This is a genomic window from Ectopseudomonas oleovorans (assembly GCF_029845265.1).
GTDB lineage: Bacteria > Pseudomonadota > Gammaproteobacteria > Pseudomonadales > Pseudomonadaceae > Aquipseudomonas > Aquipseudomonas oleovorans.
The window spans coordinates 17,573-29,366 of sequence record NZ_JAOCLK010000050.1 but is presented as its reverse complement, the minus strand read 5'-3'; the positions used below and the strand labels follow the sequence as shown (position 1 = coordinate 29,366).

Sequence of the window (11,794 nt, the reverse complement as noted above, 5' to 3'; positions counted from 1 at the left end):
CCGTTCGGCGGTCTGCCGCCTCTGGCGGCAAGCCCTCAAACGTCGCAGCCAGCGTAACCGGCTCCAGTGGTCACGCTTTGGTCGTCTCGCAGACATCTACATACCGAAGCCCAGAATTGCACACCCCTATCCGGAGGAACGCTTCGCGTCACGAACCTGAGGCAGGAGCCGTATGCGGTAGTTCCGCACGTACGGATCTGTGCGGGGGGCGGCAGGTAACTGCCGTCCCTACCGCGACCTATATATCAACTGATTAGCGCAAAACGGCAACAGCCCCTAGGCTCCATAGGCAGCCTGTTCGGCATGTGGGCACGTCTATGTGCCTTGTGCGCCTTGACAGCGTTTCTGTCTAGTACACACTTTGCAAAGACTTGCAAAACTTCCGCAATCTCGCACAGATGAAGGAGCGTGGAGAAGGTGCGATGAAAACCGGCCATCTATTGATCCTTACGCTCGATGAGTTGGCCGCCTATTTGAAGATCGGTAAACGAGCACTATATAGACTCGCCGCGAAAGGCGAGATTGATCAGTGGATTGCCGATCAGACGCAAGCCAGCACGAATAAGGAGGTGATGCGCAAACGTGCACAGCAGAAATCAGCCGAACAGGACTTGTCGAAGCCGCGCGATGTTCGTCTCAACAGGCGAACGAGTTAACTGAATCTTCTCTATTTGGAGGTGTGACATGGATATTGACTTCAAGAAGTTGGCACCCTGGAACTGGTTCAAGAAGGAGCAGGAGGAGCAGCAAACCGCCTCTTCCGCTCTGCCAGTGCAGCGCAATGATGTCCCAGTGCCAGGAGGAGCGGTCAGTCCGATCTTGCAGTTGCATCGCGAGATTGATCGTCTGTTCGATGATGCCTTTCGGGGATTTGGATTTCCTGCACTGGCCGTTCCGCGCTTGCCAGCCGACTGGCCGGGCATGCTGAAGCCGGCCCTGGACATCCAGGAAGGCGACAAACAGTACAAGATTGCTTTGGAACTTCCCGGTGTTGAGGAGAAGGATATCCAGATCACCCTCGACAACGACGTGCTGGTAGTGCGTGGTGAGAAGCGTCAGGAGCAGGAAAAGAAAGAGAGTGGCTTTCACCGCATCGAACGCTCCTATGGCAGTTTCCAGCGCGCCCTGAATCTGCCAGATGATGCCAACCAGGATACGATCAAAGCCAATTTCAAGAACGGAGTGCTGACGATCACCATGGACAAGCGTGAGGTCAGTGCACCAAAACAGGGGCGTTCAATCCCGGTCAATAGCTGACGCCATCAACCAACTCTTTCATATCGAAAGTGATCAAACGCCCGGCGTGGCACTGTGCCATACGGTGCCTCGCTGTCTCTCTAAGTTAAGGAGTGTCAGCATGGCCAGAAAACAATGCCAAGTCTGCGGCCAGCCCGCCACGGTGCGGGTGGAAGCCAATCTCAATGGTCGTCACAGCACCATGCTGCTCTGTGACGATCATTACCGCCACCTCGTGCGCCAGCAGAAGCGCAGCGTTTCTCCGCTGGAAGCCCTGTTTGGCGCGCGCAGCGGTCTGTTTGAGGACTTTCTGGGCAGCGACTTTTTCCGTATTGGTGACGAGTCGACGACTGTTACTGCCGATACCGATGATGTGGTCGATGCCTCCTTTGGCGAACCGGCTTCGGCGGGATCAGGTGCACAGCGCCGTCGAGGCAGCGGACTCGCTAGTCGCATCAGCGAGCAATCAGAGGCGTTGCTTCAGGAAGCCGCCAAGTATGCGGCCGAGTTCGGTCGTCCGGAAGTGGATACCGAGCACCTGCTTTTGGCACTGAACCACAGCGACGTAATCAAGACCATCCTCGGTCAGTTCAAGATCAAGGTCGATGATCTCACGCGACAGATCGAATCCGAAGCCAAACGCGGTGACCAGCCATTTGAGGGCGAAATTGGTGTGTCGCCGCGCGTCAAGGATGCACTGAGTCGTGCTTTCGTGGCGTCCAACGAACTGGGTCACTCGTATGTCGGCCCGGAGCACTTCCTGATCGGCTTGGCAGAGGAAGGCGAAGGATTGGCCGCCAACCTGCTGCGCCGATACGGCCTCACGCCGCAGGCGCTGCGTCAACAGGTGAGCAAGGTGGTCGGCAAGGGGGCCGAGGACGGGCGCGCTGAGACGCCGACCAACACACCTGAGCTCGACAAGTACTCGCGTGATCTCACCAAAATGGCGCGTGACGGCAAGCTCGATCCGGTCATCGGCCGTGCGCAGGAGATCGAGACCACCATCGAGGTGCTGGCCCGGCGCAAGAAAAACAACCCGGTGTTGATCGGTGAGCCCGGCGTCGGCAAGACCGCGATTGTCGAAGGGCTGGCGCAGCGCATGGTCGCCGGCGAAGTGCCCGAGACGCTGCGCGACAAACGTCTGGTCGAACTCAACATCAACGCCATGGTGGCAGGCGCCAAGTACCGCGGCGAGTTCGAGGAGCGCGTGCAGAAGGTGCTCAAGGAAGTGACCGAGCACCAGGGCGAGATGATTCTCTTCATCGATGAAGTGCACACCATCGTCGGTGCCGGCCAGGGTGGCGGCGAAGGCGGGCTGGACGTGGCCAACGTGTTCAAGCCGATGATGGCGCGCGGCGAACTGAACCTGATCGGCGCCACCACGCTCAACGAGTATCAGAAGTACATCGAGAAGGACGCCGCGCTGGAGCGTCGCTTCCAGCCGGTGATGGTGCCCGAGCCGACGGTAGCGCAGACCATGATGATCCTGCGCGGCCTGCGCGACACCTTCGAGGCGCACCACAAGGTCAGCATCACCGAGGATGCGATCATCGCCGCCGCCGAGTTGTCGGACCGCTACATCACCGCACGCTTTTTGCCTGACAAGGCCATCGACCTGCTCGACCAGGCGGCCGCACGCGTGAAACTGTCGGCCACAGCCCGCCCGGTGGCGGTGCAAGAGCTGGAGTCCGAACTGCACCAGCTGCGGCGTGAGCAGGACTATATGGCCTCGCGCAAGCAGTACGACAAGGCCGCCGAGCTGGGCAAGCACATCGAGGCCAAAGAGGCCGAACTCAAGAAGCTTGTCGAGGAATGGGAACGCGAGCGCGCCTCGGGCAGCGCCGAAGTCAAGGCCGAGCATGTCGCGCAGATCGTCTCGCGCCTGACCGGCATTCCGGTCAACGAGCTGACGGTGGAAGAACGCGAGAAGCTGCTGCATCTGGAGCAGCGGCTGCACGAGCGCCTGGTGGGCCAGGACGAAGCGGTGCGCGCGGTGGCCGATGCCGTGCGGTTGTCGCGCGCGGGCCTGCGCGAGGGCAGCAAGCCGGTGGCCACGTTCCTGTTCCTCGGCCCGACCGGCGTGGGTAAGACCGAACTCGCCAAGGCTTTGGCTGAAACCATCTACGGCGATGAGGGGGCGCTCTTGCGCATCGACATGTCTGAGTACGGTGAACGCCATACCGTCGCACGCCTGGTGGGCGCGCCTCCGGGTTATGTGGGCTATGACGAGGGCGGCCAGCTCACCGAGAAGGTGCGTCGCAAGCCCTACAGCGTGTTGCTGCTGGACGAGATCGAGAAGGCTCACCCCGACGTCTACAACATCCTGCTGCAGGTGTTCGACGACGGGCGGCTCACCGACGGCAAGGGCCGGGTGGTGGATTTCACCAATACCATCATCATCGCCACCTCAAACCTGGGCTCGGACATCATCCAGCGTCGGCTGAAGGCCCGTAGCGCCGCCGGCGAGGAATACGAGAAGACCAAGTCCGAGGTGATGGACGTGCTGCGCGGACACTTCCGCCCCGAGTTCCTCAACCGCATCGACGAGATCATCGTATTCCATGCGCTGGGCAAGGAGGAGATCCGCCATATCGTCGGCCTGCAGCTCGATCGTGTGGCCCGCAACGCCGCCAGCCAGGGCGTGACGCTGACCTTCGATCAGACCTTGATTGATCACTTCGCGGAGGAAGGCTACAAGCCCGAGTTCGGCGCGCGTGAGCTCAAGCGGCTGATCCGCAGCGAGCTGGAGACGGCACTGGCGCGCGAGATGCTGGGTGGCGGTATCGGCAAGGGCGATCACGCCAGCGCCCGCTGGGATGACAAGGCCGAACGGGTGGTCTTCGAGCGCCAGGAGCCACCCGCGAAGCCGGCTGAGCCTGAAAAGCCCGATGCCGCGAACGTGGCCGAGGCACCGCCTGGCGACACGAGCAAGCCTGCGCGCAAGAAGAAGTCAGCGGACGGCGAATCTTGAGCGATGGGAGGCTGTCGTGTCCGACCCCAATGGGCTGACATGGGCAGCCACCCTCGTGTCGCTGGCGGTCGCTGTCCCCACAGCGGGGCACGCGGTCATCTACAAGCGTGACCCTCGATCGGCCACGCTGTGGGTACTGCTGATCGCCTTGTTGCCGCTGGCCGGTTCGCTGCTGTATGGGCTGTTCGGCGTCAACCGTTACCAGCGGCGGGCGCGGCGGCTCTTCCCGGGGGCAGATCCTGCTGCTCGGCAGGACCTCTCACCCACGATGCCCGAGGCTGTATCGCCGCCACTTGCCGGTCTGGCCCACCTGGTGGGACGCGCCACCGGCCAGTCGCTGACCAGCGGCAACCGCATCGAGCCGCTTGTCGATGGCGAGCAGGCCTACCCGGCCATGCTCGCCGCCATCGAATCGGCGCGGTACAGCGTCGCCTTGACCTCGTACATCTTCGACAGCCAAGGCATCGGGGCGCAGTTCGTCGATGCGCTGCGCCGGGCTCATGAGCGCGGCGTGCAAGTGCGGGTGCTGATCGACGACGTGTATGCCCGCTGGACGCCCCGCAGCGCCTACCGCGCCTTGCAGCGCGCCGGCGTTCCGGTGGCGACGTTCAACCCGACATTGATTCCCGCGCGCCTGCATGCCGCGCATCTGCGCAATCACCGCAAGCTGCTGGTGATCGATGGCGAGACGGGTTTCACCGGCGGATTGAACATCTTCAGCACGTATTGGCGGCCCGATGCGCCGGGCCAGGCCTGTCACGATTTGCACTTTCGTCTGCGCGGGCCGGTGGTAGAGCATCTGATGCGGAGCTTCACCGATGATTGGTGCGATACCACGGGCGAACGGCTCAGCAAGGGTTTCTGGGGTGAACCGCCCGTAACGGCTGATGAGCCGGGAACCAGTTGGGCGCGCGGCATCGAGGCCGGTCCCGACGAGGCCCTGGACCGGATGCGCTGGACCCTCATGGGCGCTTTGAGCGCGGCGAAGCATTCGGTGCGCATCTGGACACCTTACTTCGTGCCCGATCAGCCGATGATCGCGGCGCTAAGCACGGCCGCGTTGCGCGGCGTGCGTATCGACGTGCTGACGCCCGCAAACGGCGACCATCCCACGGTGCAATGGGCCGCGCGCGCCCACTACTGGCAGGTGCTGGAGCACGGTGTGCGCATCTTCGAACGGCCTGGCCCGTTCGACCACAGCAAGCTGATGCTGGTAGACGGAGCGTGGTGCTGCCTGGGTTCGGCCAATTGGGATGCGCGCAGTTTGCGCCTCAACTTCGAGTTCAATGTGGAGGTGTACGACACCGCGTTGTCTACGCGGCTGTCATCCCTTTTTGATGCCGCTCGTGATGCGTCGGGCGAGATATCGGCGAAGGCGTTGCGCGCCCGCCCGCTGGCCATCCGCTTACGCGACGGGTTGGCCCGTCTGTTCACCCCCATTCTCTAGCGACACGACTTGCGAGGAACATTGCCCATGGAAAAGAAAGATCAATGGAACATTGGTTACTGGATCGTCGCCGTCCTGTTGCTGCTGACGCTGCAGAACTACTGGCAGGCGGCCAAGACCGTCGAGCCCGTACCCTACAGCGAATTCGAGAAAGCGTTGGCCGAGGGGCGCGTCGCCGATGTGCTGGTGGCGGACCGCACGGTCACCGGGCGCCTGAAATCGCCGGACAGCCGGGGCAAGACCACCATCGTAGCGACCCGCGTCGAACCCGACCTCGCAGATCGCCTGTCGAAATATGAAGTGCCCTATGCCCGTGTGGTGGAAAGCACATGGCTGCGCGACATCTTGTCGTGGATTCTGCCGGCCGTAGCCTTCTTTGGCGTCTGGTTCTTCCTGTTCCGACGCTTCGCTGAGAAACAGGGCATGGGGGGCTTCCTGAGCATTGGCAAGAGCCGTGCAAAGGTATTCATGGAGAAGAATACTGGCGTGACCTTTGCCGATGTCGCTGGCGTTGATGAAGCCAAGGCGGAGTTGGTTGAGATCGTCGACTTCCTCAAGAATCCGCAGGAGTATGGACGGCTCGGGGCGCGCATTCCCAAGGGTGTGTTGCTGGTCGGCCCACCGGGCACGGGCAAGACACTGCTGGCCAAGGCCGTGGCCGGTGAGGCGGCGGTGCCCTTCTTCTCCATCTCCGGATCAGAGTTTGTCGAGATGTTTGTCGGCGTGGGAGCGGCCCGTGTGCGCGACCTGTTCGAACAGGCGCGTGCGCAGGCACCGGCGATCATCTTCATCGATGAGCTGGATGCTTTGGGCCGTGCACGGGGTGTCGGAGGACCGAATGGTGGACACGACGAGCGTGAGCAGACGCTGAACCAGTTGCTTACTGAAATGGACGGCTTCGACAGCTCGGTCGGACTGATCATCCTCGCAGCCACCAACCGGCCGGAGATCCTCGATCAGGCCTTGCTGCGCGCCGGGCGCTTCGACCGTCAGGTGCTGGTGGACCGACCCGACAAGAAAGGTCGCCTGGATATCCTAAAGGTCCATGTCAAGAAGATCACCCTGGCCCACGAGGTAGATCTAGAACAGGTGGCGGCACTGACCACCGGCTTTTCCGGCGCCGATCTGGCCAATCTCGTGAACGAAGCAGCGCTGAACGCGACCCGGCGCAAGGCGCAGGCTGTGGAACTGCAAGACTTCACCGCCGCCATCGAGCGCATCGTGGCCGGCCTGGAAAGGAAGAACCGTGTGCTCAATCCGAAGGAGCGGGAAACCGTGGCCTATCACGAGATGGGACACGCTCTGGTGGCGCTGGCGCTGCCCGGCACCGATCCGGTACACAAGATTTCAATCGTTCCGCGTGGCATCGGTGCACTCGGCTACACCCTGCAGCGGCCCACCGAAGACCGATTTCTGATGACACGTGCCGACCTGGAGCACAAGATCGCCGTCCTCCTGGGCGGGCGTGCGGCTGAGAAGCTCGTGTTTGGCGAGCTGTCCACAGGGGCTTCAGACGATCTCGCGCGGGCCACCGACATCGCCCGCGACATGATTACGCGCTTCGGCATGGATGAGGGCTTGGGGTACGTTGCTTTTGAGGCACAGAGGCCGCGTTTTCTTGATGCGCCTGAACTGGTACAGGGTGGCTGCCGGGTAGCCGAATCGACTCAGACACGCATCGACCAAGCCATCCGTGACATCGTGATGGGTGTGTTTGATCGTGCATACCGAATTCTCGAAATTAACCGAGAAGTGCTGGAGCGGTGCGCGCGCGAACTGCTCGCACGGGAAACGCTGGATGAATACAGCATCCGGCAACTGACGCAAGGGCTACAGCTCGAATCCCCATGTCACAGTGGTCCAACTGCTGGAGCCATTGCTTCCTCTGTGTCCCAGGGAGCCCCTCATGAGTGACAGCCTTCATATCGTCTGCCCACACTGCCAATCCATCAATCGCGTTCCAGCCAACAAACTGGCTGAGCAGCCCAATTGCGAGCGGTGCCAGTACCCGCTGTTCGCCGGAGAACCCATCGAGCTGACCACAGCGACGGTAGAGGACATCACCGATCTCAAGAGGGTCGAGCAGGCGCTGAACTCCATGCGCCTACAGCGAGAAGAGTTGGCCAGCCACGTTCCCGGTATGCTTTACCAATACCGCCTTCGTCCGGACGGCAGCTCGCACTTCCCTTATGCCAGCGCCAAGATGCGGGAAATATACGGGGTTGCACCGGAGGATGTTGTTGAAGATGCCACTCCTGCGTTCGCGGCGCTCCATCCTGAAGACCGTGACCGTGTGCATGAAACCATACAGGCGTCGGGGCAGTCACTCGCGCTTTGGCATGACGAGTACCGTGTGCAGTTTCCAGACGGTCGGGTGATCTGGGTCGAAGGCGAGGCGTCGCCTGAAGCCATGCCTGATGGGAGCATCCTCTGGCACGGCTATATCCATGATGTCACCTCACGCAGAAGATCTGCGGAAGAGCTTCGCCTTGCGGCTAAAGTTTTTGCGCACACAGGAGAGGGCATCCTCGTTACCGACGCTCAGGCCCACATTGTCAACGTCAATCGGGCGTTTTCCGTGATCACGGGTTATGCGCGGGAGGAAGTATTGGGCCAGACACCCCGTCTGCTCGAGTCCGATCGCTATGACGATGAGTTTTATCAGACCGTTTGGCAGGCTCTGCTTGAGCACGACTACTGGCACGGAGAGCTCTGGTGCCGACGCAAGAACGGCAGCCAGTTTGCCGCGCTGCTGACGATCAGTGCAGTCCCGGATATGCAGGGCCATATCGAGCATTACGCAGCCATGTTCTCCGACATCACGGCGCTGAAGGAGAACCAGCAACAGCTTGAACGCGTTGCTCATTACGACCTGCTCACCGGCTTGCCCAATCGACTATTGCTGGGAGACCGCCTTAAGCAGGCCATTCGTCAGACACGTCGGCGTGGCATGCACCTGGCGGTTGTCTTCATCGATCTGGATGGATTCAAGGAGGTCAACGACCAGCACGGCCACGCAGTCGGCGACAAATTGCTGTCCGTCCTGTCCAGGCGTATGACGCAGGTGTTGCGCGAAGAGGATACCTTGGCCCGTCTTGGTGGCGATGAGTTTGTCGCCGTTCTGGTCGACCTGCCGGAAAACTCCTTCAGCCTACCAATTCTTGATCGCCTGATCGAGGTAGCGGCACAGCCCGTACCGATTGGTGACGCACTGTGCGAGGTGAGCGCGAGTATCGGTGTGAGCTACTACCCGCAAGGCGAAGATATCGACGCCGACCAACTGCTGCGGCAGGCAGATCAGGCTATGTATCGCGCCAAGCAAGCCGGCAAGAATCGATATCACGTTTTCGATTCGGAGACGGATCATCAGCTGCGCAACCGTTATGAAGGGTTGGACAGCATAGCGAATGCCCTTGCCAATGGGCAGTTTCTGCTTTACTTCCAACCCAAGGTCAACATGCGCACCGGCGAGGTGCTGGGCGCCGAAGCCTTGATCCGCTGGCAACATCCGGCGCGTGGCTTGTTATCTCCTGCCTCCTTCATACCCATCATTGAGAACCATCCGCTCGGGATTGACGTGGGGAAATGGACCATCGAGGCTGCGCTGACCCAGATCGAAGTTTGGCGCAAGGCCGGCCTTCATGTCCCGATCAGCGTAAATATCGGTGCGCGGCACTTGCTGCAACCGGACTTCATCATGCATCTGCGGGGTATGTTGTCACGACATCCCGGCGCCCAGCCGCAAGACCTTGAACTGGAAATCCTCGAAACCAGCGCCGTGGAGGACTTCGTTCAAGTGTCTCAGTTGATGGCGCTGTGCGAGAGGATGGGATTGCGTTTTGCCCTCGACGATTTCGGCAGCGGCTATTCATCGCTGACCTATCTGAAGCGCCTGCCCGCGCACCTGCTCAAGATCGACCAAGGTTTTATACGCGACATGCTCGAGGATCCGGACGATATCGCCATCCTGGATGCGCTACTGGCACTGGCAAGGTCGTTTGGCAGGAACTGCATCGCGGAGGGAGTCGAATCCATTCAGCATGGTGAAATGCTGCTGCGTCTGGGATGCGAGTGGGGCCAGGGTTATGCCATCGGGCAACCGATGCCGGCGCATGAATTCGAGCAATGGCTACACACCTGGCAGGTACCCTTATCCTGGAAGGGATTCAAACCTGACAGTCGCTCCGCGCTGCCCGTGCCGTTCACATACGCCGACCACCGGGTCTGGATTTCCCAGATGATCGACTATCTGTCAGGCAAGACCCAAGTGCCCCCTCAATCCGAAACACTCCAATACTGGCGGGATCAAAGTGGTCGCCCTACGTTCTTCGGCAAGGATCCTGATGATCCGGTCGATGTCCTGCATCAGAGCATTCAGCAGATGGCTCACGCCCTGAGTGAAATGAAAAAAGCCGGCCGTGACGAGGCATTGAGGGCTGGCATCGACAAGTTGCAACATTTGCAGGCGGATCTGCTGGGATTGCTGCCGCCGGACCAGAAGCCGGATTGATGCCATGCATGGGACGAATGGTTGACGTGCAAGAGGCTGATCCACCCATCGGCGGCGCCACGGGCGCGCAGGGCATATGCCGCTGGGTGGCTTTGCAATTGCCCCGGTGATGCAGGTGTAATCGAGTCGTCTTATCGGACACCCCGTTCCATTAACGTTTCATTGAAAGAGAGAGCACAACGCTTATGCATAAAGAATCTGGCCACACGGCCCTTGACGAGATGCGCTCCCAGTGGCGGTTGATGACGGTTTACGAGCGCTTCGAGCAGGTCGTTGCCATCACGCTTTCGGGCGTTATCGCGGTGGTAATTATGATCTCGCTGATTCAGTTGATTCGGCTCGTCTTCACGATGCTCGTCATGGATGCGCTGAATCCACTGGATCATCAGGTTTTCCAGCTGGTGTTCGGGGCCACCATGACGCTGATGATCGCGATGGAATTCAAGCATTCGATCGTCAAAGTGGCTCTGCGCAAGGAAAGCATCATCCAGGTCAAGACCGTCATTCTGATCGCGATCCTGGCACTGGCCCGCAAGTTTATCATCCTCGAGCCCGACGTTGCTCCTGCCAAAGTGGCCGTGCTGGCGGGGACGGTACTGGCGTTGGGGCTGACTTATTGGCTCATGCGTGAACGCGACGACCGGAAGAGCGAGTAACTGGACCATGGCCCTTACTGGTTTAGCCGCCCGACACGATGTCAGGTCGAGGCACCGCTGGCTCAATCGCTTTCAAACCGCGCTGCTGGTTTTGACCCTGGTGGGGATCGCAGCTGCCGCTGGCAGTCTGCTGTTCGGCGAGATTGGCCTTTGGCTGGCACTGGCAAGCTGCGCACTGACCCTGCTGATCGAACCTGCCGCCGCCTCCGCGATGACCTTGCGCCTCTATGGCGCCCGTCCTTTGCATTACCAGGAAGCCCCCGCAATCTGGTCGCTGTTGCGGGAGTTGGCCGTGCGCGCCGGATTACCGAATACGCCGGTTCCCCACTATGTGCCCAGCGGCATCGTCAACGCTTTTGCTACTGGTTCGCGACGCCATGCCTCTATTGCCCTCACTGATGGCCTGCTCCGCAGCCTGAGTATCCGGGAACTGCAAGCCGTGCTGGCGCATGAGGTCGCGCACATTGCTCAAGACGATCTGCGTGTCATGGGTCTGGCTGATTCGATCAGCCGGCTCACGAGCCTGCTGGCATTGCTGGGTCAGATTACGCTCCTGATCAGTATTCCGGTGCTGTTGGCCGGTGCCGTAGAAATTAACTGGCTTGGCTTACTGCTGTTGGTCGCTTCGCCGCAACTGGCACTGCTCGCGCAGTTGGGCCTGTCACGCGTGCGCGAGTTCGATGCCGACCGGATGGCCGTAGAGCTGACGGGGGATCCGCACGGGCTCGCCTCGGCGCTGGCGAAGATCGAGCGGGTGAGCCGCTCCTGGCGCGCCTGGATGTTGCCCGGTTGGGGCAATCCCGAACCGTCCTGGTTGCGCACGCATCCGACGACAGAGGATCGTATCGCGCGCCTGATGGCGTTGGCGCCTCAGCCATCGCAGACCCTGCCGTTCCAAACGGAATATCTCGTGCCAAGGTCGTTCGCCCCGATGCGCCCACCACGCCGGGGCCTGAGCGGCCTTTGGCGCTAAA

8 protein-coding genes are annotated in these 11,794 nt (G+C 60.9%); all 8 read left to right on the top strand.

Annotated elements, in window-relative coordinates; all coding sequences use genetic code 11:
• The first annotated feature begins 422 nt into the window (after nucleotides 1–422).
• The 8 genes from N5J71_RS19470 to N5J71_RS19435 all read left to right on the top strand — a co-directional run bounded on the left by N5J71_RS19470 (nucleotide 423) and on the right by N5J71_RS19435 (nucleotide 11,793).
• Complete coding sequence (locus tag N5J71_RS19470) at nucleotides 423–656, top strand: helix-turn-helix transcriptional regulator (protein WP_104727630.1); 234 nt, start codon at nucleotides 423–425, stop codon at nucleotides 654–656.
• Between the two features lie 28 nt (nucleotides 657–684).
• The gene (locus N5J71_RS19465) at nucleotides 685–1,257 is read left to right on the top strand and encodes an Hsp20/alpha crystallin family protein (RefSeq protein ID WP_104727628.1); all 573 of its coding nucleotides are present in this window, start codon (nucleotides 685–687) and stop codon (nucleotides 1,255–1,257) included.
• A 100-nt stretch (nucleotides 1,258–1,357) separates the two neighbouring features.
• Nucleotides 1,358–4,207 (top strand): heat shock survival AAA family ATPase ClpK, encoded by a 2,850-nt coding sequence (gene clpK, locus N5J71_RS19460; RefSeq protein ID WP_279917442.1) that lies wholly within the window; start codon nucleotides 1,358–1,360, stop codon nucleotides 4,205–4,207.
• A gap of 16 nt (nucleotides 4,208–4,223) precedes the next feature.
• Entirely contained in the window at nucleotides 4,224–5,654 is a 1,431-nt protein-coding gene (cls, locus tag N5J71_RS19455) for a cardiolipin synthase (protein WP_116618356.1), read from the top strand.
• 27 nt (nucleotides 5,655–5,681) lie between these two features.
• The gene (gene ftsH / locus N5J71_RS19450) at nucleotides 5,682–7,568 is read left to right on the top strand and encodes an ATP-dependent zinc metalloprotease FtsH (protein WP_279917441.1); all 1,887 of its coding nucleotides are present in this window, start codon (nucleotides 5,682–5,684) and stop codon (nucleotides 7,566–7,568) included.
• Complete coding sequence (locus tag N5J71_RS19445; protein WP_279917440.1) at nucleotides 7,561–10,164, top strand: EAL domain-containing protein; 2,604 nt, start codon at nucleotides 7,561–7,563, stop codon at nucleotides 10,162–10,164. Before ftsH ends, N5J71_RS19445 begins: the two co-directional genes overlap by 8 nt.
• Before the next feature lie 185 nt (nucleotides 10,165–10,349).
• Nucleotides 10,350–10,820, top strand: coding sequence for a phosphate-starvation-inducible PsiE family protein (locus N5J71_RS19440; protein ID WP_257598515.1), 471 nt, complete (start codon nucleotides 10,350–10,352; stop codon nucleotides 10,818–10,820).
• A gap of 7 nt (nucleotides 10,821–10,827) precedes the next feature.
• Nucleotides 10,828–11,793, top strand: coding sequence for a zinc metalloprotease HtpX (locus tag N5J71_RS19435; RefSeq protein WP_084341464.1), 966 nt, complete (start codon nucleotides 10,828–10,830; stop codon nucleotides 11,791–11,793).
• Nucleotide 11,794 lies beyond the last annotated feature (1 nt).

Bases quoted from the DNA above. Each gene is read 5' to 3' on its own strand.
- N5J71_RS19445 (WP_279917440.1), top strand. From the start codon at position 7,561: ATGAGTGACAGCCTTCATATCGTCTGCCCACACTGCCAATCCATCAAT.
- clpK (WP_279917442.1), top strand. From the start codon at position 1,358: ATGGCCAGAAAACAATGCCAAGTCTGCGGCCAGCCCGCCACGGTGCGG.
- N5J71_RS19470 (WP_104727630.1), top strand. From the start codon at position 423: ATGAAAACCGGCCATCTATTGATCCTTACGCTCGATGAGTTGGCCGCC.
- N5J71_RS19435 (WP_084341464.1), top strand. From the start codon at position 10,828: ATGGCCCTTACTGGTTTAGCCGCCCGACACGATGTCAGGTCGAGGCAC.
- N5J71_RS19465 (WP_104727628.1), top strand. From the start codon at position 685: ATGGATATTGACTTCAAGAAGTTGGCACCCTGGAACTGGTTCAAGAAG.
- ftsH (WP_279917441.1), top strand. From the start codon at position 5,682: ATGGAAAAGAAAGATCAATGGAACATTGGTTACTGGATCGTCGCCGTC.
- N5J71_RS19440 (WP_257598515.1), top strand. From the start codon at position 10,350: ATGCATAAAGAATCTGGCCACACGGCCCTTGACGAGATGCGCTCCCAG.